Annotated in this window: 21 protein-coding genes; 16 read left to right on the forward strand and 5 right to left on the reverse strand. The window is 47.3% G+C overall.

All coding sequences use genetic code 11. The features are described 5' to 3' along the window. Positions 1–227: 227 nt before the first annotated feature. A complete protein-coding gene (locus tag ADIAL_RS01980) occupies positions 228–950 on the reverse strand; it encodes a potassium channel family protein (RefSeq protein ID WP_034299427.1) in 723 nt (240 codons plus the stop codon). Between the two features lie 238 nt (positions 951–1,188). After that, complete coding sequence (locus ADIAL_RS01985; RefSeq protein WP_051503646.1) at positions 1,189–1,821, reverse strand: YczE/YyaS/YitT family protein; 633 nt, start codon at positions 1,819–1,821, stop codon at positions 1,189–1,191. A gap of 470 nt (positions 1,822–2,291) precedes the next feature. Here ADIAL_RS01985 and ADIAL_RS01990 point away from each other — a divergent pair, with 470 nt between their 5' ends. The 8 genes from ADIAL_RS01990 to ADIAL_RS02025 all read left to right on the forward strand — a co-directional run bounded on the left by ADIAL_RS01990 (position 2,292) and on the right by ADIAL_RS02025 (position 10,340). Then, positions 2,292–3,341, forward strand: a complete 1,050-nt coding sequence (locus ADIAL_RS01990) for an ABC transporter ATP-binding protein (protein ID WP_034299430.1) — start codon at positions 2,292–2,294, stop codon at positions 3,339–3,341. Next, a complete protein-coding gene (locus ADIAL_RS01995) occupies positions 3,338–4,228 on the forward strand; it encodes a carbohydrate ABC transporter permease (protein WP_034299433.1) in 891 nt (296 codons plus the stop codon). Before ADIAL_RS01990 ends, ADIAL_RS01995 begins: the two co-directional genes overlap by 4 nt. Before the next feature lie 156 nt (positions 4,229–4,384). Then, complete coding sequence (locus ADIAL_RS02000) at positions 4,385–5,146, forward strand: carbohydrate ABC transporter permease (RefSeq protein ID WP_051503649.1); 762 nt, start codon at positions 4,385–4,387, stop codon at positions 5,144–5,146. A gap of 82 nt (positions 5,147–5,228) precedes the next feature. After that, complete coding sequence (locus ADIAL_RS02005) at positions 5,229–6,581, forward strand: ABC transporter substrate-binding protein (protein WP_034299436.1); 1,353 nt, start codon at positions 5,229–5,231, stop codon at positions 6,579–6,581. A gap of 122 nt (positions 6,582–6,703) precedes the next feature. Next, complete coding sequence (locus ADIAL_RS02010) at positions 6,704–8,044, forward strand: MBL fold metallo-hydrolase (RefSeq protein ID WP_034299439.1); 1,341 nt, start codon at positions 6,704–6,706, stop codon at positions 8,042–8,044. A 493-nt stretch (positions 8,045–8,537) separates the two neighbouring features. Then, positions 8,538–8,957: an OsmC family protein gene (locus ADIAL_RS02015; protein ID WP_034299441.1), complete on the forward strand. Its 420-nt coding sequence runs from the start codon at positions 8,538–8,540 to the stop codon at positions 8,955–8,957. 113 nt (positions 8,958–9,070) lie between these two features. Next, positions 9,071–9,868 (forward strand): alpha/beta hydrolase, encoded by a 798-nt coding sequence (locus tag ADIAL_RS02020; protein WP_034299444.1) that lies wholly within the window; start codon positions 9,071–9,073, stop codon positions 9,866–9,868. A 22-nt stretch (positions 9,869–9,890) separates the two neighbouring features. Further along, a complete protein-coding gene (locus ADIAL_RS02025; RefSeq protein WP_034299447.1) occupies positions 9,891–10,340 on the forward strand; it encodes a GNAT family N-acetyltransferase in 450 nt (149 codons plus the stop codon). Between the two features lie 408 nt (positions 10,341–10,748). Here the strand turns inward: ADIAL_RS02025 and ADIAL_RS02030 are convergent, their stop codons facing one another. After that, positions 10,749–11,987, reverse strand: coding sequence for an aminopeptidase (locus tag ADIAL_RS02030; RefSeq protein ID WP_034299450.1), 1,239 nt, complete (start codon positions 11,985–11,987; stop codon positions 10,749–10,751). 274 nt (positions 11,988–12,261) lie between these two features. Here ADIAL_RS02030 and ADIAL_RS11000 point away from each other — a divergent pair, with 274 nt between their 5' ends. Continuing rightward, entirely contained in the window at positions 12,262–12,831 is a 570-nt protein-coding gene (locus ADIAL_RS11000; RefSeq protein ID WP_051503647.1) for a TetR/AcrR family transcriptional regulator, read from the forward strand. Between the two features lie 88 nt (positions 12,832–12,919). On the opposite strand, the gene ADIAL_RS02040 is transcribed toward ADIAL_RS11000, so the two are convergent. Together ADIAL_RS02040 and ADIAL_RS02045 are read right to left on the reverse strand one after the other, a co-directional pair. After that, complete coding sequence (locus tag ADIAL_RS02040; RefSeq protein ID WP_034299453.1) at positions 12,920–13,765, reverse strand: aldo/keto reductase; 846 nt, start codon at positions 13,763–13,765, stop codon at positions 12,920–12,922. Positions 13,766–14,043: 278 nt separating this feature from the next. Then, a complete protein-coding gene (locus ADIAL_RS02045; protein ID WP_034299456.1) occupies positions 14,044–14,493 on the reverse strand; it encodes a flavodoxin in 450 nt (149 codons plus the stop codon). Positions 14,494–14,792: 299 nt separating this feature from the next. Here ADIAL_RS02045 and ADIAL_RS02050 point away from each other — a divergent pair, with 299 nt between their 5' ends. The 7 genes from ADIAL_RS02050 to ADIAL_RS02080 all read left to right on the forward strand — a co-directional run bounded on the left by ADIAL_RS02050 (position 14,793) and on the right by ADIAL_RS02080 (position 22,321). After that, entirely contained in the window at positions 14,793–16,229 is a 1,437-nt protein-coding gene (locus tag ADIAL_RS02050; RefSeq protein WP_034299459.1) for a glycoside hydrolase family 1 protein, read from the forward strand. 147 nt (positions 16,230–16,376) lie between these two features. Continuing rightward, positions 16,377–17,273, forward strand: a complete 897-nt coding sequence (locus tag ADIAL_RS02055) for a diacylglycerol/lipid kinase family protein (RefSeq protein ID WP_034299462.1) — start codon at positions 16,377–16,379, stop codon at positions 17,271–17,273. Between the two features lie 310 nt (positions 17,274–17,583). Next, positions 17,584–18,195 (forward strand): hypothetical protein, encoded by a 612-nt coding sequence (locus ADIAL_RS02060; RefSeq protein ID WP_034299464.1) that lies wholly within the window; start codon positions 17,584–17,586, stop codon positions 18,193–18,195. A 223-nt stretch (positions 18,196–18,418) separates the two neighbouring features. Next, a complete protein-coding gene (locus ADIAL_RS02065; protein ID WP_034299467.1) occupies positions 18,419–19,039 on the forward strand; it encodes a hypothetical protein in 621 nt (206 codons plus the stop codon). A gap of 679 nt (positions 19,040–19,718) precedes the next feature. Continuing rightward, the gene (locus tag ADIAL_RS02070) at positions 19,719–20,669 is read left to right on the forward strand and encodes a nuclease-related domain-containing protein (protein ID WP_034299470.1); all 951 of its coding nucleotides are present in this window, start codon (positions 19,719–19,721) and stop codon (positions 20,667–20,669) included. Between the two features lie 121 nt (positions 20,670–20,790). Next, on the forward strand, positions 20,791–21,546 hold the full coding sequence (map, locus tag ADIAL_RS02075; RefSeq protein WP_034299473.1) for a type I methionyl aminopeptidase: 756 nt from the start codon (positions 20,791–20,793) through the stop codon (positions 21,544–21,546). A 178-nt stretch (positions 21,547–21,724) separates the two neighbouring features. After that, positions 21,725–22,321 carry a DJ-1/PfpI family protein gene (locus ADIAL_RS02080; protein ID WP_034299476.1) on the forward strand — a complete coding sequence of 199 codons (597 nt, stop codon included), beginning with the start codon at positions 21,725–21,727 and terminating at the stop codon, positions 22,319–22,321. Positions 22,322–22,441 lie beyond the last annotated feature (120 nt).

Genomic DNA, 22,441 nt, shown 5'->3' on the forward strand with positions numbered 1-22,441 from the left:
GGTGTATGGAGTTGCCGCGGAAAGTGGATTTGCGGCGCAAGTGGGAGAGAAGGTGGATGGAGTTGCCGCTCAGTAGTCATACGTCGCCTGCACGTCAGGCACGCCTCACCTCACTTCCTGGATTCAAACTTCCATAAACCACCGGCCAAGAGCCACTAAAAATCAGGTACAGGTAGTAAGCAGAAAAAGCCCGCCAGAAAGCGGGCTTTTATCATATCTAAAGGCTCTTAATCCAGCCGGTCTTCAAGGCGGTCTATTTTTTCGAGCAGGCGGTCTATTTTATCTTCAAGAGCATTGATTTTTTTAATTTCTCGGGACTTATTCTGACTAAAGTGAGTGGTCAGTGCACTGGTCAGGACACCAATCAGACCCAGACCCAAAAACATCAGCAATACGGCAGCCAGCCGACCAGTTAACGTAAGCGGGTAAATCTCACCATGACCGACTGTTGTGGCAGTGACGATGGCCCACCAGAGGGACTCAGAAAAGCTGATTTCTTCAGCTACAGAAAAAAGGGTAGAGCTGAACAGAATCAAAATGATACTGAGGTAGAGGACGTAGATCAGACCATTTGTATGCAAAATTGACTGAATTTCTCGTTGTGAACGCATCTTAAGGCCGAAGAGGCGAGTGAAACGTGAAAAGCGGATTAGATGGGTAAACCTCAGTAGTCTGAAGATTCTGGACAGGCGAAAAAGACGGAAAAAGGAATAAAAGGGAATAATTGACAGCAAGTCGAAACCATTATGCAGAACAAATTCCTTTTTGTGCTGGCTCAGCTTGAGCCGGTAAAGATAATCGGCTGCAAAGATACCGACAAAGATCAAATCGATTGTGAAGTAGGGCTGCTGCTCTAGCGACACCACTGAGAGCAAATCCAAAATGATAAGTAGAATCGACAAAACAGACAGGGTAAGAATACTCATATTGTATAGTCGAAAAGATCGCATAAAAAACCTCCATGGATGTGACAAGTTAATCTGATTATAGTACAAAAAGAGGCCAGTCGCTAACTTGAAAAGCAGAGAAGAAACGACATTTTAAAAATGACTCATCCAATACTGTGCTCAAATATTGCCGGCTTTTCATCCCATCCGGCGGGCACAGTAGTTAAGTGTGGTCTGTCAGTACGTTTACACACAAAAAGCGCTGGACCTTAAAGGTCAGCGCTTTTTTCACCTGTCGTTCTTACTTTTCTGCTGAATAGTTAAGTTCTTGGGTATCCAGTTTTTTACGGAAAATGTCGCGGAAGAACTGGATAAACGGCCCGAGGAAGAAGGCGGTCACGATGGTATTGATTCCCACAGTCGCTCCCAGCAGCAAGCCAATGATGGAAAGTGAAATATCAACAATCATACGCGCCAGACGGTAGGTTAGGCGGCCGCTTGACTGGTCCATCAAAATGATTGGCAGTGCATCATAAGGCGCTACGCCCTCCTTGGCTTCGGTGTAGAGCGCAACTCCGCTGGATAGGAAGACCAGCCCCAGCAGGGAGAAGAGGATTCGCACCACCATCGCTTCTGGTTCAGGAAAGACCATGGCATATCCGGACAAAGTCAGATCTGAAAAGTTCCCGACAATAAAAATATTGAACAGAGTGCCGATTCCGACCAGTGCGCGGTTTTTGAAGTAAATATAAATCAGAGCAAGTAGGCTGGAAATCATAATAAAGACGCCAAAGCCCATATTTAAAGCGCCGCTGGCCCCCAAGTTGAATGTTGTATAAGGATCGGTCCCTAAATCTGCCAGCCGCAGAAAGGAAACAGCAAAACTGATAAAGAATGTACCAATCAGTGAATACGTTAGTTTAATTTTTTTCATGTAAACCCTCTTTTAGTAGAATGTGTCCACCTGACATCATACGATGCAAACGGTCTTCAGTCAATGAGAAAGAGAGAACTGTTAGCAAGCTTTCATCAAATACAAAAGTTCAGAAAACCTTGCTGTGATAGCCTTGAAGCCATCTTCCGATGTATTGGTCGCGCACGGGAGAAAGCGTTCGGATATCGCTTCAGTTAAGGGGGCATGAGTGATTTTTTTTCCATATACGAGAGCGCACAAGCGAACGATTAGATCAGTAAGCAGAACACATCCTGAATGAGATTGAAACAATATATAAAGCCTGTTTTTAGAGCATCTGATTAGATAAACAGAAAAAAGATGATTTATATACATGTAATTTACAGCAGATTTACATAAGGGTGCTAAACTAATAACTGTTGAGAAATAAACGCAGTAACAGAGACCAAGGCTGCCACTCAAGAGGTTTAAACAGTTAAGGAGTGACGAGTGTGAAGGTAACATTTGACGAAGTAACAATGACGTACGGCGATAGAGATGTCCTGGATAAAATCAGTTTTGACATTCCAGAGGGCAAGCTGGTTTCCATTCTTGGCCCCAGCGGCTGCGGAAAGTCTACGACCTTAATGTTGATTTCCGGTCTGGCTTTTCCAACAGAAGGCGATATCTATTTCGGAAATGAGAAAGTAACCAAGGCAGATGCTGTGAAACGTAAAGTCGGAATGGTTTTCCAGAATTATGCCCTCTACCCGCATCTGACGGTACTGGAAAATATCATGTTCCCGTTAAAAATGGAAAAACGCCCTAAAAAAGAACGCATGCAGCGGGCCAAGGAACTGGCCGAGCTGGTTCAGATCGGTGATCACATCGACAAGAAACCCAAGCAACTTTCAGGCGGACAGCAGCAGCGAGTAGCCATTGCCCGGGCCCTGGCCAAGGAGCCGTCCATTCTTCTTATGGATGAGCCCCTGTCCAACCTGGACGCCCGCCTACGAATCGAAATGCGCGAAGAAATCAGACGTATCCAGCAGGAAACGGGCGTAACAACCGTTTTTGTCACACATGACCAAGAAGAAGCGTTAAGTATTTCAGATGAAGTCATGGTCCTCAACGGAGGAAGCATCCAGCAGTACAGTGATCCGATCACTTTGTACAAGCGTCCGGTCAATAAATTTGTAGCAGAATTCCTCGGGACTCCGGTCATCAATACGATTGATTTAAGAGCCGACTCACTTCTTCGAGACCGTTTGAAGCTGAGTCAAAATGGCCACTCTTCGGCAACAGCTCTAGGTGTACGGGCAGAAGATATCAGACAGGTGCATACAGCTGACCAAGCACTGTTCACGGGAACCGTCAGTCACGTGGCCCGTATCGGTAAAGATACAACGGTCCATGTCATCGATGGCGACAAAGAGTGCGTAGCCACTGATCTGGATATTGTTCCGGAAGAAGGAGAAACCATCCATTTGTCTGCTCATCCTGATACGGTGCATTATTTTGACGGAGAGGGCCAGGTTATCAGAGTGGGGGCGGCGGTATGACGGAAAAAGCCACACTTAAGTCCACCTTCAAGGCGCTAATATATATGGCACCGATGCTGACTATCATCATGACATTCAATATTTATCCGATTTTCCGGTCCTTCATGATGAGCTTCTATACGGACTACAATTTTTTTCAAAATACCGTAAACAGCTACGGACTGGATAATTTCATCACGATATTTAATGATGCCCAGTTCTGGCTGGCGATCAGAAACACCTTTATCTTTGTTCTGGGAGTTGTACCGACATCGATTGTCCTGTCTTTAGGTATTGCTTTGATGCTGAACAAGATCAAGTTTCTGTCCAGCTTTTTCCGCTCGATTTTCTTCCTGCCTTTTGTTACATCGACGGTAGCTATCTCGATTGTATGGAGCTGGATTTATCATGGCAGATTCGGCTTGATGAACTATTTCCTGGGCCAGTTCGGCATCGATCCGGTGGCCTTCATTACTGATCCGGATTACGCCATGCTGGCGCTCGTCATTATGTCAGTATGGAGAGGCCTCGGCTTCAATATCATACTGTTTCTGGTGGGATTGAATAATATTGACGAGAATTACTATTCGGCAGCAAAAATTGATGGAGCCCGGGAAATGGGCCGCTTTTTCAACATCACGGTCCCTCTTTTAGGACCGACGACTTTTCTTGTGTCCGTGATGGGCGTCATCAACAGCTTTAAAGTCTTTGATGAAGTCTATGCCCTATTTCAAAGTCGACCTGGTCCGGCTCGTTCCGCTCTGACCGTCGTCTACTACATTTTTCAGAAGTTTTACGAAGAGAATCAGTTCGGGATTGCAGCGGCAGCAGGCATCGTTTTGTTCCTGATTATCCTGGTCTTCACCCTGATACAGATGGCATTCAATAAACGCTTTGTACATTATTAAAAAGGAGCATGCACTTTGGAAGAACTAAGAGAAACAGATCAGCCAATTAAGCTGAAACCTCTGACTGTAAAGAAGTCGGCAGGCCTGTCGTCAGTTAAAAGCGAGTGGCTGCTGAAAGGTCTGGCATACGGCTTGCTCACAATCGGAGCGGTCTCGATGTTGATTCCGTTTATCTGGATGGTATCGACCTCTTTAAAAACGCCAGCCGAAGCAGTTGCCATGCCGCCGGTCTGGTGGCCAAGCGTTCTGCGCTTTGAAAACTACGCCCGGGCTTTTGAAGTGGCCCCTTTTGGCCGCTACTTTTTGAACAGTGTCTTTATTACAACGGTCTCGACGCTTGGAGAACTGTTCACGACGATTCTGGCAGCCTTTGCCTTTTCGAAAATGAAATTCTACGGCAAGAACATTCTGTTCACGGTGCTGATTGCTACGATGATGGTCCCGAGCGAACTGCTAATCATTCCAAACTATTTGACCTTATCACGGTTTGGACTGATCAATACCTACTCGGCCATGATTGTGCCTTACTTGGCGAGTGTGTTTTCCGTCTTTATGCTCAAGCAGAATTTCGAGTCTGTGCCCAATGAACTGTATTATGCGGCCAAAGTGGATGGCAGCTCCGACTTCAACTTTCTGTGGACCATCATGGTTCCGCTGTCCAAGTCAGCGATTGTGGCTGTGACGATTTTAAAGATCATCGGCAGCTGGAACGCCTTCATGTGGCCGCTAATTGTGACCAATGACCGCATGCTCAGACCGCTTCCCGTCGGACTCCAGGCTTTCACGACCGAAGCCGGCACGCACTTTGAGCTGCTGATGGCAGCTTCAACAATTGTAGTGGCTCCAATGATCGTGATATATCTCTTTTTGCAGCGCTACATCATCATGGGCGTCAGCAAAGCAGGCATCAAAGGCTGATTCACAGTCTTTTTGACAGTATGACAGGCACCACAACTTAAGCGTTAAACTATAAAAGTGAAAATAGAGGAGAGATTGATCAATGCAAAGGCAAAAAAGATGGTTACGTTATGGAACAGGACTTATGGCAATGGGTGCTCTGGCACTCGCAGGATGCGACAGTGGAGAGACTGATACAGCAAGCGTTGAAGCAGATGCCGCTTCCGATGATACTGGAAGCGAAGCAGCACCTGAAAGTACAGAAACTGTAGAAATCGACTTCTGGCATGCCATGAATGGCCCTCACCAGGACGCAATCACGGCTCTGACTGACCGCTTCAATGAATCACAGGATGACTTTTACATCAATGAACAGGGGCAGGGAGGCTATGCTGAGCTGAGTCAGTCCGTGATGGGAGCTGGGGTGTCCGGTGATTTACCGGTCATGTCTCAACTGACTGCCTCAGATGTGCCGGATATGGCTTCAAACGGCTTGCTGGTTGAACTGTCGACAGATTTTTTAACTTCAAATGGCATGTCAGAAGACACACTCGATGATATTTTTGACGGCTTTTTGATGACCAGCGTGTATAATGGTGAAAAATACGCTATGCCATTCTCCAAATCTACCCGTTTAATGTACTACAACCAGGGAATTCTGGACGAGTACGGCTTTGACGTGCCGCAGTCATGGGATGAGATTATTGAACTGGCTGAAGCAATGACTGATGCCGGAGATGACCGTGTGACCATGGGATTTGAAAACGGCTTTGAAATGGAATTTGAAACAATGGCTCGCCAAAACGGGGCCAACTTTATCGACCGCGACACCCTGTCTGTCGAAATCGACTCAGCGGAAAGTGTGGAGGCACTGGAATTCATTGTCAACATGTTTGAGGAAGGCTTTGCCCGCACAGCCGGTGAAGACGGCTTCTTCTCCGGACCATTTGGCCGTGGCGAATCCGCACTTTACATCGGATCATCCGCCGGAATCGCTCACGTCCAGCCGGTTGCTGACGAAAACGGCCTGGACTGGGGCACAGCTGAGATTCCGACTTTCAATGATGAAAACCTGACACTTTTTGCCGGTAATGAATTGGGACTGTACGCATCTGCGTCGGAAGAAGAGCAGCGCGGATATGTTGCCTTCATGGAGTTTCTACTTCAGCCAGAAAATACAGCTGAGTGGGCAATGGCTACCGGTTATGTGCCGATCCGTGAATCTGCCCTTGAAGACGAAGATTACATGGCTTTCTTGGAAGAAAACCCGCAGCAACAGGCAGCAAACCGTATGCTCAGCTACGGAATGGCTTCTCCGACATTTGCCGGACATGGTCAGTTCAGAAATGTCCTGGTCGATGCAATGGATGATGTAGCCGTATCCGGCATGGAGCCTCAGTCGGTTCTGGAGTCACTCCAGCAAGAAACAGAAGCTATTATTGAAGCCAACAACTAAATTTTTATGACAGCTGCTTAAAAAGGGATTTAAAACAAAGGTTCAGGCACCATGTTCATTACTAATGCCTGAACCAAGAAAGTCCCGCCTTGCACCACAGCAAGATTGGAAAGGAAGATTGGATGACAAACACCAGATTTTGGAGCGGACTAGAAACAATCGGCGGCAATATCGTTGAAGTATCAACCGAAAAGGCCCGGGTTATCTGTGACTTTGGTCTAGCTGTGGCCGATAATACAAAAGATCCGTTAAAGTCAGGATCAGAACTGGAGAAGGCAATCGCTAAAGGAACGCTTCCCCCTGTCCCTGGATTGTACGATACAAACGGGTTTGAGTCCTTGCTTCTAGAAGGTGCCGAAGAAAACACCAAGGAAACCGCTTTGTTTATTTCCCATTTGCACCTGGACCATATGGGGGGCCTGCGCTTTTTGCCCAAAGATACTACCGTTTATTTATCAGAAGATTCTTACAAGCTGTTTCACTTGCTGATTGCTGTGGAAGAGGATGTGAGCGTGGCCTGTACAGTGAAATCTTTTAAAGAGCGCGAAGTGGTGACTGTTGGAGATGTGAGTGTGGAAGCCCATCTGAGCGATCACGATGCAAGAGGGACCTGTGCCTTCTTTATCCAGTCACCGGATGTGAAGCTGATTCACTCTGGAGACTTCAGACTGGACGGCAGACATCCCGAACGCGTTATGAACTGGGCAATGAAAGCCAATGCTTGGCAGCCAGATGTCCTGCTGATTGAAGGCACCTCTTTCAGCTTTGATGAATCGGAACTGAATACACACGAGAAACTTTCTGACAAGCCAGTCTATACGGAAGAGTCGCTGCGTGTTGAATTGAGCCGTATGCTGGAAAACGAAAAAGCAGGCCTGCTAGCCATTAACCCATACATTCGCAATGTCGAACGGCTTCTGGATATCGAAGACTGTGTGGCTGCGAGTAAACGAACCATGGTCTGGGAAGCCCCCTACGCTTACGTTCTGTCCGGATTTTATCCTGGCCGCAAGTGGACAATTCTGGCTGAAACAGCTTCAGATCCAGTAATGGCCAACCTTGAAACCGAAAGCATTTCAATCGAAGCCATTCACCAGCAGCCAGAAGCGTTCGTTCTGCAGAATAGTTTCAAAAACCTAGAACTGCTTGGCACCTTTTCTGGAGCATTATACTTGCACAGCAATGGGGAGCCACTAGGGGATTACGATCCCCGCTATCAGCTCATGCTGGACTTCCTGGAAGAAGCGCAGATTACTTTTCAGTCGTTTGGAGCCAGTGGCCATGCCACAAGAGAAGCTCTCGTTGAGATTGCGCAAGTCGTTGATGCAGAACTGACTATACCCTGGCATACTTTTTCACCCCAGCATTTTTATGATGCCCTGACAGCAGAAGGCCTGTCCTCCTTCCTCCCAGAATACGGACAGGACTACCGCTTTCAGCAAATGATTCGCCAAATGAACTAACTTAATTTATCCCCCCTTTCATGGAACAGCACAACAGCCGACTTTATGACACGAAGCCGGCTGGAAGCTGTTCCTTTTAATATTCTGATTCAAATAAGGCCTGTTCAATAGAAGGAGCGTCTACCCAGAGGGCTCTCAGCTTGAAATAAAGCCAGCTTGATTGAAGGAGCGGTCATCTAAGCGTCTCCCTGCTTCAAAGAAAAGCTGATTATGTGAAGGAGTCGCCCGGGGAGGCGACTCCTATCTTATAGATACACACCGGGCGAGGCACATGGTACCAGCATTTTTCTTAGGCCAGTTGGTCGAGTGTGGACCAGCTGCTAGAGAAATAAGGGTAGTCAGGATAGTCAGTCAGCAGTGACGATAAGGATATCGGCTTTTGCCGGCTTCTTCCTTGAAATGCGACCCGGTCGGTCCGGATAAATCCATAGCGTGAAGCGTCTGTTTATCTTATACTGGAATTATCAACTAAAAAGAAAGTGAGTGACAGTAAATGAGAGTATCAACGAAATGGGAAGGCAATCTAGCTTTTACGATGACCAATCCAAACGGCAATGAGCTGCGTATGGACGCCCGCAAGGAAGTCGGTGGTGACGGCAGCGGCGTTTCACCGATGGAGGCTGTGCTAGGTGGATTGGCAGGCTGCATGGGGATCGACATGTATATGGTTCTGAAGCCTTACCAAGACAAGATGACGCGCATGGAGATTGAAACCGACGGCACACGTAACGACGAGTCGCCAAAATATTTTACTGCTGTGGAAATCACAGTGCATGTGGACGGAGACGTTCCGGCCAGTCGTGTCTGGCGCGCAGTTAAGCTAAGTGATGAGAAGTACTGTTCGGTGGCAAATTCCCTGAAAGCGAACCTGACTTACAAAGTGATCCTGAACGGGGAAGAAGTGTCTGCTTAAGGACTATGAGCTTGGGAGACATCGGTAAGGAAAAAAATGAATGAGAGGGTTTCAGGATCAAGTGGCTAGGCCACTGCTGACTTTGAAGCCTTACTTATAGAGGAGACCAGAGAATGGCAACAGTGACAGCAAGCTTTCAGTCGTTTGAACTGATGCGGAAAGTAAGTTTTACAGCTATCATCCCCACAGCAACCAAGTCTCTGTATGACCCGACGCCGGTCAAGGGAGGCAATGGACCTCTCAAAACCCTGTATCTGCTGCACGGCTGGGACGGGAATCATGAAGACTGGATTCAAAACAGCCGGATTGTGAAGTGGGCGACCCAGTACAATATCGCTGTAATCATGCCGGCGGGGGAAAACAGTTTTTATGTCGACCATCCCAATGGCGACAACTACGGACGATTCATTGCCCGTGAACTGGTGGAGGAGACCCGCAAGCTCTTTCACTTGTCCGACAAGAAAGAAGATACCTTTATCGGTGGGCTTTCGATGGGCGGTTATGGGGCTTTGAGAAACGGCTACCTTTACAGCGAGACGTTTGGGAAAGTAATCGCTTTGTCTAGCCGGGTCTTTAAAAAACATGATCCCTACCATGATTTGTCTGAAAAAGGTCCAATCAATCAGCGTATCTGGCAGCTGATCGGCAGCAAGAGCTATGATGATGTGCCGAATGACCTGGATGTGTATCAGCTGATTGAAAAATGCAAAGACAAGCCTGAACTCTTCCTAGCTTGCGGGACCGAGGACTTTTTGTTCCGGGAAAATCGTGCACTTCACGACTGGCTGAAATCCAAAGAGATTGAACATACCTATATGGAAGAGCCGGGGGAGCACAACTGGACTTTCTGGGCCGAGTCGATGGTTCAGGCACTGCCCTGGGCACTTGAAGAAGATCAGACGGGCCAATAAGATATAAGGAAGGAATGGAAGCATGGTCGAGCTGAAAAAGGTAGACGAGCATAACTGGGAAGCAGTCAGTTCATTGGAAGTTGAGCCGCACCAGAAAAGCTATATCGAGTCAAACCGGCAGTCGCTGCTGGAAGCCGCCTACGACCGTTCTTTGAAGTGGCACCCGTATGGTGTGTACGCGGAGAAGACACTGATTGGGTTTGTTATGATTGGAGATTATGATTCAGAGGAACAGACCATTTGGCTTGACCGAATCATGATTTCAAAAGAGCATCAGGGACGTGGACTTGGTTATGAGGTAATGAATGCAGCTGTGATGCACATTAAAAAGAACTGGACGGTTAAAAAAATCATTCTCAGCGTCACGCCGGACAATCAAGCGGCCTGGTCTTTTTATGAGAAGTATGGCTTTAAAGATACAGGGGCTATTGACCCGGCAAACGGTGAGCATCTGATGACTTATCTGCTCTAAATAAGGGCCAGTGGAAACGGAAAAGAGATTTGAGCTGATAAATGGGCTGGCGGACCGGGGCTTATGAGCCGGTTCATCCTGCTATACCAACTGAAACAGTTAAAGCCAGCTGAGTCGGCCCGCAAACAGTCTAGTGCATCCACTTGAGCAGGTAGCGCCCAGCGAGTCGACCCGCAAACAGTCTAGTGCATCCACTCGAGCAAGTAGCGCCCAGCGAGTCGACCAGGCTGCACCCCACTTCAGCAGACGCAAAAACAGCAGTAAGCAAATAGGCAGCAGTAAAATAGAAACCAGCTAATCATCGTAAAAAGCAGTACCCGCTAAAGCGGGTACTGCTTTTCTATTTCAATATTTTCGAAGAACTTTCGTTCGGAAGCGAGGCGTGGGCCTCGCCTCGGCATGAAAGAGTTATGCCCACTCACCTTTGCGGAAAACAGGAACACGGGAGCCGTCTTCTCGGATACCGTCGATATCCATTTCATTTGAGCCAATCATGAAGTCGACGTGAACATCAGACCGGTTTAGGCCAGCTGCTTTCAAGTCTTCTTCAGACATCTCTGTGCCGCCTTCCAGGTTGAAGGCATAGGCTGAACCGAGTGCTAGGTGGTTGGAGGCATTTTCGTCGAACAGAGTATTGAAGAAAGTTAGGCCGGACTGTGAGATTGGAGAAGCATCCGGTACTAGAGCCACTTCACCTAGACGGGCTGCGCCTTCGTCGGTTTCAATCAGTTTCTGTAGGACATCTTCGCCTTGTTTGGCAGTCACTTTATCGACTTTACCATCCTTGAAGTGGAACGCCATGTCTTCGATGACTGTTCCTGCATAGCTTAAAGGTTTGGTTGACACGACAACGCCGTCCACGCGGTTGGCATCCGGCGCAGTAAAGACTTCTTCGGTCGGCATGTTAGCCATAAAGCGTTCGCCGCGGACATTCAAGCTGCCGGCACCTTCCCAGCGGTGACCTTTCGGCAAGCCGACTGTCAAATCTGTACCTGGAGCAGTGTAGTGTAAAGCAACGAACTGCTCTTTATTTAATTCTTCCGCTTTGGTTTCAAGTGTCTGATCCTTCTCGTTCCATGTTGCAACAGGATCTTCATCATACAGGTGGATAGCTTTAAAGATAGCATCCCATAAAGCGTCTACGCGCTCTTCTGCTGTGTCCAGCTCCGGGAAGACTTTCTCAGCCCATTTTTCACCCGCAGCCGCAGCCACAACCCAAGAAACCTTGTTTGACTGGGTAGCTTTGCGCATAGCAGAGAAGGCGCGACCGTTAGCAGCCTGAGCTGCAGCGATTTTTTCATTGTCCAGACCTTTCAGGGCATCTGGATCTGATGAACGGACGCTGATGCGGCTGGCCCCTTTTTCAATATGATCCAAAGATTCGTCAACTTTATATTGAGGAACATCAGACACCACTTCTTTAGGTGCATGCTTGAACGTCGAACGGGTGACACTGTCATCTGTCCATTTGACGATTACTTCTTTTGCCCCTTTTGCATAAGCCGCTTCAGTAATCAGACGAGCGAGAGGAGCTTGGTCCACATCGACGCTTAAAACGACAGTATGTCCTTCGCTGACATTAACGCCAGTTGTGACAAGCAAATCAGCATATTTTTTTAGATTTTCCTCAAAATGTTGCAATACCATGTACATTCCTCCTACAATTTAAATACCATCATTATATTAGCACAGATGACAGATTGTCACAATCTAAAACGACAGCCATCAACTTTTAATGCAGCTGTCATTTAGATTATATGAGAAAAGTATTTATTTAAAGCATTATACATGTTATTCTATTTTGTACATACACTTGTATGCAATTGATAGACCTTTAATAATAATGTTTAACATGTTACAATAATGATATCATCTGTTGATTTGAATATAAGATTAACAACTTTACAGGGAGAGAGCCTTTATGCCTAGACAACGGAGAATACTCAAGCACCATATCTTGGATGCTGCTTTAGAGCTGATGAAACAGGACGATTTTGACCGTTTTACAGCCCGAAAGATTGCTGAGAGCTTGAATGCCTCTACACAGCCGATCTACAAGGAGTTCAAGAATATGGACGACTTGAAATGTCACCTGACAGAATATATCAAGATTTACTTGAATAAGGAAATCTTTCAGACGGAAAACACACATATGAGACTGCGCGATGTCTGTGCCAACTACATATATTTTGCACATAATGAGGGGACGCTGTTCTCCGTGCTGTTCATGGACAGGGAGATACCGGCTTTGTCACTGCATGATTTTGTATATAGTTGTATGGAGACGGTTGCTAGCCGTCATGACGCTTTGGCCGATAAAGATGAGAAAGAGGTTCACAGCTTGCTTGACGTCATGTGGCCGGTCGTGCACGGCTTTGCCATCCTGACAGCGCAAGGTAAGTATCAGATGGATGAAGGAGACTTGATTCAAAAAATAGATAGCATCGTGACCCACTCCTATAAGGTCTGGGAATCTAAGCAACAGGCATAACCACTTTGTCAAAAAGAGCAGACTAAAGCCCCCGTCGTCAGTCCATGCTGACGTCAGGGGCTTTTTTGGCTGTCTTTAATCCAGCTCTTTAAAACTCAATCGTGTCAGGATCTTTGGCCTGTCCAGCACGACCTTTAAGCTTATCGATGACAGTCATATCCTCAGAACTGATTTCAAAATCAAACAGATCAGCATTTTCAGCAACCCGCTCCTTGGTCACCGTCTTAGGCAAAGGAAGAAAGCCGTGCTGCAGGCTCCACCTTAAAACGAGCTGAGCCACACTTTTCCCATAGTTGTGTGCCAGATTCTGGAGCTCTTCGACATCAAAAATGCGCCCCGTACCCAGTGGACTGTACGCTTCAGATACAATATTGTGTTCCTTGTTGAATTGTGTGACAGTTTTTTGCATATCACTGGGGTTCAAAAGAATCTGATTGACAGCTGGCTGAATTCGAGCCGCTTCCATCAAAGGTTCAAGGTGATGGGGCAGAAAATTGGACACACCAAGCGAGCGGATTTTACCTTCATCAACAGCTTCCTCCATGGCTTTCCAGCTGGCAGCGTTGGCTTCTGCCCAGTTGTCTCTTGAGTAAACTGGATTAGGCCAGTGGATCAGGTAGAGGTCGATATAACCGCAGTCCAGCTCTTCAAGGGAGTTGTCAATGGCAGCTTTAGTCTGTTCATAGCCATGGTGCTTATTGGCCAGCTTGGTGGTTAGGAAAATATCGTCTCGAAAAACGCCACTTTCGCGGATTGCTTTCCCGACAGCTGCTTCGTTGCCGTAAGCTGCTGCTGTATCAATATGCCGATAGCCGGTATCCAGCGCCCACAAAACTGAATCCATAGCTTCCTGGGGACTGGACTGCCACGTGCCGAAACCGATAATAGGAATCTCAAGACCATTATGCATCTGATAAGTCGTTGTCAAAGTCATGTGCTTAGCCTGCTTTCTTTTAGTTAGTCGTTTAAGTATAAAAGAAGTGAGTACAGCTCTTCAAATAAAAGCCTTTACACAAGTGTCAAGCGGGTGTTAAAGAGCGGTCCGGATTTTTGTCTTAAGCTGTCTAATTAAACACAAAGGCAGCTGCGGTATTCATCAGCACAAAAAAAACAGAGCAGAAGGGTCTGCTCTGAAAAGAAAAAGTCATAGTGATTGAAAACGGCGGTGGACCGCTCGTACCCTGTTGGCGTTTAAAGCCGGCAAGGGAAGCATCAGTTCTCAAAGGCGATCATAAGCCTTTTGGCAAAGGCCACTAGATTGTCCCGGTCCTCATCTTCTGGATTTAAATTCACCTTGACGCTATTTGCACCTTTGACCGCACCGGTCAAGGCGAACTGCTCATCAAAATCATCTACAGACTGGCAGTATTTTTCATAGAAGGTATCACCGGAACCAAAGACTCCATATAATTTGCCAGTTAGATCGACATCTTCCAGCTCCTCATAAAAGTCCACAATCTCATCAGGCAGATTGGCATCCGTTCCGTACGTATAGGTTCCCACGAGAACGATGTCGGCATCGGTGAAGTCTTCCGGATCGGCAAATACACTCTCCACCAGTTCCACTTCCGCACCTAGCTCATTGAAGGCTTCTTCCAGAATCTCGGCGCATTCTTCCGTATTGCCTGTCAAACTGGCATATACGATCATTACTTTAGGCATAGCCTTTTCGTCCTTTCTATCATCTTAGGATAGACATTAGTCTCAAAAAGCATACCATGTTTACTTGTTGAATTCAATTATATATAACCTTCACAAAGATTGTTTAAAAGACATCAGATCAGGGACATATACCTTATACGGTATAGGTTTACTTTACAGATCGTGGGCATTTCATTTCACAAAGCAAGGCTGTCTCGTAGAAACACACAAAGAATAGATGAGCCTTAAACAGAAACAAATTGTAATTGTCACCCAGTCAGTTATACTGTTAAATGAACAAATAGATAAGGAGTGAAGAGATGTATCATGAAAAATTAAGCGCTTTTCCAAACGATTTCCTGTGGGGGTCAGCATCCGCTGCCTACCAGGTTGAAGGGGCAGCACAGGAAGACGGCAAAGGCGAATCAGTCTGGGACCGGTTTGTAAAGATTCCCGGAAAAACCTTCAAGGGGACGACCGGTGAAGTCGCGGTCGATCACTACCACCGCTTTAAAGAAGACGTAGCCTTAATGGCTGAGCAAGGACTGAAAGCCTACCGCTTTTCTGTTGCGTGGAGCCGGATTATCCCGGACGGCGACGGTGAGGTTAATGAAAAAGGACTGGCGTTCTATGATCAGCTGATCGACGAACTGCTCAAATACGGCATTGAACCTGTTTTGACTCTTTATCACTGGGACATCCCGCAGGCTCTGCTGGATAAATATGGCGCTTGGGAAAGCCGTCAGGTCATTGAAGACTTTACCCGTTATTCTGAGATTCTCTTCAAGCGCTACAACAAAAAAGTGAAATACTGGGTGAGTCTAAATGAACAGAATATCTTCATCACACTGGGCTACCGTATGGCTGCCCACCCGCCAAATGTTCAGGATGAAAAGCGCCTCTATGAAGCTAACCATATCGCCAATCTGGCTAACGCCTCTGTGATCAAAAAGTTCAGAGAACTGCATATCGAAGGTCAGATTGGGCCGAGTTTTGCTTACGGACCGACGTATGCCAAGGACAGTCAGCCCTTGAATCAGCTGGCTGCTGAAAACAACGAAGCCTTCAATGCGCACTGGTGGATGGACGTTTATGCTTTTGGTGAATATCCGAAAACAGTCTGGAACTACTTGAAAGCCCGTGACCTAGCACCGACCATCGAGCCAGGAGACATGGATCTTTTAAAAGAAGCGAAACCGGATTTTATGGGGGTCAACTATTATCAGACAGCGACCGTTGAGCACAATCCGCTAAACGGCGTATCGGCCGGCAAAATCAACACGACCGGTAAAAAAGGAACACAGGAAGACAGTGGACTGCCGGGGGTCTTTAAAACAACTGAAAATCCCTATGTCGAAAAAACCGACTGGGACTGGGCTATTGATCCGATGGGTCTGCGCATCGGCCTGAGACGCATCAGCAGCCGCTACCGTATGCCAATTCTAATCACGGAAAACGGTCTGGGCGCCTACGACTCACTTGAAGCAGACGGCTCCATCCATGACGACTACCGCATTGATTTTTTGAGAAACCACATCAAAGCTACCCAGGAGGCCATTTCGGACGGCGTTGACGTTTTAGGCTACTGCACTTGGAGCTACACAGACCTGCTCAGCTGGATGAACGGCTATCAAAAGCGGTACGGCTTTGTTTACGTCGACCGTGAAGAGCTGGACGAAAAGGAACTTAAACGCTACAAGAAAGACAGCTATTTCTGGTACAAGACCGTGATTGAAAGCAACGGGCAGACACTTTAAAATAAAAAGGTTTGAGAAAGAAGGCTTAAAAAAGAGCAAGCTAAGCTGAACGGCGGCGCTTCCTCTTTCTTAAAGCCTTTTTTTTCGACTAAATGAAAGGTTTAAAGTAAACTGTGACTTAAGATAATGACAAAGGAGTCGATGGCAGTGTCAAAGGCAATAGTGATAGTTAACCCTACTTCAGGAAAAGAAGAAGGTGAAAAGTTTGGACCCGAGGTCAAAAAAGAGCTGGAGAAAATGTACGACACTGTAGAGATTAAATGGACCAAAGCAGCGGGAGATGCGACACAGTTTGCCCAAGCAGCCTGTCGCCAGAAAGTGGATGCCATTTATGCCCTGGGAGGCGACGGCACTGTCAACGAATGCGTAAACGGTATCGCACCGGAACCGGACCGTCCGGTATTCAGCTTCATTCCACTGGGAACAGTCAATGACTTGGGAAGAGTGCTGGATATACCAATGAACCCTAAAAAAGCTATTCAACAATTGACGCAGCGCAAGAAAAAAACAATCGATATAGGAAAAGTGAACGATCAGTATTTCGTGGACATCGTAGCAATAGGTTCTATCCCAGATGCCGTTCACGAAGTACCCATCGAAAAAAAGACCCGGTGGGGAACACTTGCTTACGTTATGGAAAGCGTAAAAGTCTTGAACCAAGACGATGCCTATCCGTTTGTATTTGATTTAAATGGAGAAGCGCTTGCTGAAGAGTCTTTTCTGGTACTGGTTGCGCTGTCCAATTCGATTGCGGGAATTCAGACCATGATCCCGGATGCTGCAGTCGATGACGGATACTTGCACTTGCTTGTAGTGAAAGCAGAGACACTCTCGCAAAAAGTCAATCTACTGCCTAAAGTGTTTGCAGGCAAGGTAACTGAGGACGACAATATACTGTATCGGCGCTTCAAAAAAGGTCAGATTGCTCTAGCCGGTCACTCCAACAAGGAGCTAGTCACCAATGTCGACGGGGACGCTGGGGACAGTTTGCCTGTTACAGTTGAAGTGCTGGCTGGACATATGGACGTATTCGTTCCCGAATAAGCGCACCGGCCAGCTTATGATAGAGAAAGGCGACAACAACAGTGACGCCTGCTTAGCAGACTGACTTTTATCTTAAACTATACTGAGACGGGGCTATCCTAGCTACACAGTGACAGACCGTAGCTCCGTATATTTCTCAGCTGAACGAACAGCCCAATACGGCAAGCAGAGCAAGTGACCAGTTTACAGCTGACCTTGTCAAAAAAATAGCCGGCCAGTTGTAGGTGTCAGACAGAGATTGAATCCGTTTTCTTCGTATGCTAAACTGTTAAAGAAAGTCAATTTGCATAAGTTAAGAGGGCAGAGGCCAATGGCAAAAACTAAAGTAAGAGAAATACTGAAGTCAGATGAATCAAAGAAGGAAAAATTCAGTTACATGTGGCATTATTATCGTTGGCACTTGCTGACAGTGCTGGTGGCTTTGGGCGTGGGCATCTTTTTGCTCCAGGACTGGCTGAACCGGCCAGTGACTTACTTTCATGTAGCGGTGCTGGCCCCAGAGGTGGACCTTGAAGAGGAAGAACCCTTGGCAGAAGAGATAACCACTTTGCTCCAGCCGGAAGGAATGAATGAGACCGTCTTTGTTTCATTTACACCGCATGGGCAGCTGGCTGAACGATTTGTGGCGCAATTGTCCGCAGCGGAATATGATCTGCTGCTGATGGATGAATCCTCCTTTGAACAGTATGCCGAATTTAAGACGATGCAGCCGTTCAGACTTAGTAATGTAGATCAATCAGCCTATTATCACCCAGATGCCTACAATGAACCGATTGGTATTCATGCCAGTCAGGTTCCTCAGTTCGAAGCATATGAGACGACCAGTGATCTGATTCTGATGATTCCTCAAAATGCTCAGCGGCAAGAACAAATCCGCAATTTTTTTGAAGCCCAGGGTCTGGACTTGGAGTTTGCGAACTGAAAATAAATGAAGCTTTTCATCTTTAGCCCGTATGAGCGAACAGGTGATAAAGCTTTTTTATATGGGCAAAAGGTCTCCATTTATAAGAGACAGTTCAGCAATTAGGCGCATGACTGGCATCCAGGGACGAGGAGAGAGGAAAAGGATTGTGGAAAGTTCTCAAAATATACTTTTTTTCATGCTATGATAAAGTGTAAATATTTTAAAATAAAGGAAGAGTACAGTGGCAAAAACGAAGTACAAAGAAATACTGCAGTCAGAGGATCCTTTGAAGGACAAGCTAGCTTACTTGTGGGATTATCACAAATGGCATCTGCTGATAGTTGTGGCAGTTGTATCAACGATTGTTTTTTTGATCAACGAAACAGCTGACCAGCCGGAGGCTTATTTTCATATGTCCGTGTTAGGTGATGAAGGTGAAATCAGCGAAGAACAGGAACTGGAAGATGAGCTTCGGGAGCTTTTTGGCGTAGATGGTGAGGAAGAAGAGGTCTATGTCTACTTTAGTCTCATGGGAAGGCTGACTGAACGTTTTCAGGCACATTCATCTGCGGGGGAATATGACCTGATTGTGATGAGTCAGGAAGCATTTGAGCAATTCGGTTCGACCGGAGGCATGCACACACTGCGAGTAGACGAGTCAGATGATCGGGATGATTACTACCTGGACCAGAACGGCAATCCGGTAGGCATCGCAGCAGAAGAGCTCGACCTGTTTGCGGGATACAGCACCCTGGAAGACATGGTTATTACTATCCCAAGGAATGCCAAACGCACCGACCGCACAATCGAACTGTTCGAGACCCAAGGCCTGCAGCTCGAACTCATTACACCCGAGTCATAAAACCGTTCAATAAAGTCACCTTCTTTCTCAGGAAAGAAGGTTTTTTTATAAGGAAGGAAAGAATGAAAGAATGAGCTGGCTCATTCTTCAACAGCCCGGAGTAAAATAGGAGGACCATACTCGTCTTGGACGAGTATGACCTGTTACGCCGCAAGTCGGAGTCGCCCCCGGTGTGAGTTGCCGCGCAAACGGCATTTGCGGCGCAGGTCGGAGGCGCCCCCAGTGTGAGTTGCCGCGCAAACGGCATTTACGCCGCAAGTCGGAGCAGATTCAGTGTGAGCTGCCGCGCAAACGGCATTTGCGGCACAGGTCGAAGGCGCCCCCGGTGTGAGTTGCCGCGCAAACGGTATTTGCGGCGCAGGTCGAAGGTGCCCCCAGTGTGAGTTGCCGTGCAAACGGCATTTGCGGCGCAGGTCGGAGGCGCCCCCAGTGTGAGCTGCCGCGCAAACGGTATTTGCGGCGCAAGTCGGAGGCGCCCTTAGTGTGAGTTGCCGCGCAAACGGTATTTGCGGCGCAAGTCGGAATCCTCTCACTGTGGAGCCGCTCCTCCAAGCCTTAGGGAAGCGAATGCTTATAAGGAACATCCTCGCATGAAGCGAGGATGTCACCGCTTAAAAAACTCATTTAATTTAGTGAGTTTTCGTTTCTTTCGACAGTATATATATAAGGAGGCGAAAAAATGGATATTATTAAAGACCGAAAAGCGAGCCAGTGGTTTACTGGCCTGACTTATTTGAATGAACGGCTGAAGCTCAGTCAGGAGACTCGGCTGGAACTTTTGAATCAGCAGAAAGGATGGGAGGGAGAAAGGAAATTTGACGATTTAATCAAGGAATATCTGATGTGTGAAGCACTGGTTTTAAACGATTTGCTGCTATCTTATTCAGGCAAAAGCTGTCAGATCGATACACTGGTCATTACCTCAGACAAGGTGATCCTCTATGAAATAAAAAATTACCAGGGTAATTTTACTATGCTGAACGGACAGTTGCAGACAGCATCAGGGAAACCACTTGGAAATCCAACGGTTCAGCTCTCGCGTACAGGAGCCCTTATTGAGAGAATGCTGGACGACTGGGGGATTGACCGAACGTTTGAAAGCTTTGTCATGTTCATACACCCCCATTTTCATCTTTATCTATCATCGGAAACAGATCCCTTTATCTTTCCGGCTCAAATCATAGCCCACCTGACTTGCATGTCCAAGCAGACCAAAGCCTTGGATAAAATGGCTCACTACCTGGCTGATAAGCTATTGTCTGTCCAAAGACAGGAAGTCCCTTACCAGAAGGTCCTACCCGCCTATACCTTTGAGGAATGCAGTAAAGGACTGAGCTGCCTCAAGTGCAGCAGTCTGAAACTGACGGTCACACAGCGTAAAGTATACTGCAGACAGTGCAGACACAAAGCGTCGATGCAGGAGACCCTCTATTTCAATATAGAACAGTTCAGATTTTTATTTCCAAATAAACCAATCACGACTCGCAGTGTGGCAGAATGGACCGGCCTGCATCCAAAAAACAAGCGCCTCAACCGGCTGCTAAACACACATTACACGAGGAAAGGCGTAGCTAAAAGCATTCACTACGAGCCGAACCATCCTCATCAGTATGCAGGGAAAGAAGCCTAAATAAGTCTGCACCAGCCCCTAAGTCCGCATCTTTCATAGACAATTTAAGCTAAAAGGTTTAGTCCGGCTTCATTTTTCGCTATAATTATAAAGATGAAATGATAGATAGGAGAATGAACCCGTGATTACACTGAAATCACCAAGAGAAATCGAAGCAATGGATGAAGCCGGCAGCGTTCTGGCCCAGATCCACGAAGCACTGAGAGACTTTATCAAACCAGGCATTACCGGCATGGACATCGAAAATTATGTTGACAAGCTGATCAAGCAGCACGGCGCCACGCCGGAACAAAAAGGCTACCAGGGCTATGAATACTCCACCTGTGTCAGCGTCAACGATGAAATCTGTCACGGCTTCCCAAGAAAAGACGTTCTTAATCAGGGAGACCTGATCAAAGTGGATATGGTCATCAATCTCAACGGTGCCCTGGCGGATTCCTGCTGGAGCTACAGCGTCGGCGAACCGTCAGCTGATATGAAAAAACTGATGGAAGTCACCCGCGAAGCCCTGTATAAAGGAATCGAAGCCGCTCAGTTGGGCAACCGTATCGGCGATATCGGCCATGCCATCCAGACCTTTGTCGAAGCAGAAGGCTTCTCTGTGGTCCGCGAATTTATCGGCCACGGCATCGGTCCAACTCTGCACGAAAAGCCAAGCGTTCCCCACTACGGTGAAGCTGGCAAAGGCGGACGCCTCAAAGAAGGTATGGTCATCACCATCGAACCCATGGTCAACACCGGCACTTGGAAATCCCAAATGGACGCCAACGGCTGGACAGCCCGCACCCAGGACGGTGGCCTCAGCTGCCAGTATGAGCACACCATCGCCATCACCAAAGACGGCCCGCAAATCCTGACCCAGCAGCAAGGCGAATAAACTGACAGCCAAACTGACAAGCAAAAATCAAAAGCTTTTGGCCAGCAAACCAGCTTCTGCGCCTAAAAGCGCCTGCTGCCAAAGAGCTTGTTCAACCAGCATCTAAAGTCAAGCGCAGGCTTTAGCCATAAAGCAGCGCTGCAACTGAAAGCATCCTTTAAAGAAAAGAGTGACAGCGATGATGACACAGACAATCGGGATCCTGCTTTTTGACGATGTTGAAGTACTGGATTTCGCCGGACCCTTTGAAGTTTTTTCCGTGACCCGAGACGAACATGAAGGCAGGCCGTTCAATGTGGTCACCCTCTCCGAGACAGGGAAGATGATTACAGCACGTAACGGTCTGAAAGTGGTCCCGGACTATTCCATAAAAGACCATCCAATCCTGGACATCCTGGTAATCCCCGGAGGCTACGGGGCGAGGGAAGTGGAAAGCAAGAATTCGGTTATCATCGACTGGGTCAAAAAGCAGGATACCCAGGTTAAAAAAATGACCTCGGTCTGTACCGGCTCATTTATTCTGGGAGAAGCCGGTCTGCTAAAAGGCAAGCAGGCCACGACTCACTGGACCGCGCTGGACCGGTTAGAAGAGAGTTTTCCGGCAACCGAAGTGATCCGGGAAGTAAAATTCGTGGACCAGGGCCACCTGGTTACCTCAGCCGGGATCTCTGCCGGCATCGAAATGGCGCTACACATTGTAGCCGACCAGCTCGGAGTCGATACTGCAGCCAATACCGCTAGACACATGGAATACGACTGGCAGACCGGCTACTGACTTCTTTCAGTTAGGACCATCCTCGCCTGCAGCGAGGATGACCACCATAAAGCCCTTGGGAGGCGCAACTCGAAAGAAAGTAGTCCCGACTTGCGCCGCAAATCACCTTTGCGCGTCAAC

The organism is Alkalibacterium sp. AK22, assembly GCF_000585255.1.
Taxonomy (GTDB): domain Bacteria; phylum Bacillota; class Bacilli; order Lactobacillales; family Carnobacteriaceae_A; genus Alkalibacterium.

What these genes read in the sequence shown, in the direction of transcription:
- ADIAL_RS01980 (WP_034299427.1), bottom strand. Translation starts at nt 950, where the DNA reads ATGCGATCTTTTCGACTATACAATATGAGTATTCTTACCCTGTCTGTT.
- ADIAL_RS01985 (WP_051503646.1), bottom strand. Translation starts at nt 1,821, where the DNA reads ATGAAAAAAATTAAACTAACGTATTCACTGATTGGTACATTCTTTATC.
- ADIAL_RS01995 (WP_034299433.1), top strand. Translation starts at nt 3,338, where the DNA reads ATGACGGAAAAAGCCACACTTAAGTCCACCTTCAAGGCGCTAATATAT.
- ADIAL_RS02000 (WP_051503649.1), top strand. Translation starts at nt 4,385, where the DNA reads ATGTTGATTCCGTTTATCTGGATGGTATCGACCTCTTTAAAAACGCCA.
- ADIAL_RS02005 (WP_034299436.1), top strand. Translation starts at nt 5,229, where the DNA reads ATGCAAAGGCAAAAAAGATGGTTACGTTATGGAACAGGACTTATGGCA.
- ADIAL_RS02010 (WP_034299439.1), top strand. Translation starts at nt 6,704, where the DNA reads ATGACAAACACCAGATTTTGGAGCGGACTAGAAACAATCGGCGGCAAT.
- ADIAL_RS02015 (WP_034299441.1), top strand. Translation starts at nt 8,538, where the DNA reads ATGAGAGTATCAACGAAATGGGAAGGCAATCTAGCTTTTACGATGACC.
- ADIAL_RS02020 (WP_034299444.1), top strand. Translation starts at nt 9,071, where the DNA reads ATGGCAACAGTGACAGCAAGCTTTCAGTCGTTTGAACTGATGCGGAAA.
- ADIAL_RS02025 (WP_034299447.1), top strand. Translation starts at nt 9,891, where the DNA reads ATGGTCGAGCTGAAAAAGGTAGACGAGCATAACTGGGAAGCAGTCAGT.
- ADIAL_RS02030 (WP_034299450.1), bottom strand. Translation starts at nt 11,987, where the DNA reads ATGGTATTGCAACATTTTGAGGAAAATCTAAAAAAATATGCTGATTTG.
- ADIAL_RS11000 (WP_051503647.1), top strand. Translation starts at nt 12,262, where the DNA reads ATGCCTAGACAACGGAGAATACTCAAGCACCATATCTTGGATGCTGCT.
- ADIAL_RS02040 (WP_034299453.1), bottom strand. Translation starts at nt 13,765, where the DNA reads ATGACTTTGACAACGACTTATCAGATGCATAATGGTCTTGAGATTCCT.
- ADIAL_RS02045 (WP_034299456.1), bottom strand. Translation starts at nt 14,493, where the DNA reads ATGCCTAAAGTAATGATCGTATATGCCAGTTTGACAGGCAATACGGAA.
- ADIAL_RS02050 (WP_034299459.1), top strand. Translation starts at nt 14,793, where the DNA reads ATGTATCATGAAAAATTAAGCGCTTTTCCAAACGATTTCCTGTGGGGG.
- ADIAL_RS02060 (WP_034299464.1), top strand. Translation starts at nt 17,584, where the DNA reads ATGGCAAAAACTAAAGTAAGAGAAATACTGAAGTCAGATGAATCAAAG.
- ADIAL_RS02070 (WP_034299470.1), top strand. Translation starts at nt 19,719, where the DNA reads ATGGATATTATTAAAGACCGAAAAGCGAGCCAGTGGTTTACTGGCCTG.
- ADIAL_RS02080 (WP_034299476.1), top strand. Translation starts at nt 21,725, where the DNA reads ATGATGACACAGACAATCGGGATCCTGCTTTTTGACGATGTTGAAGTA.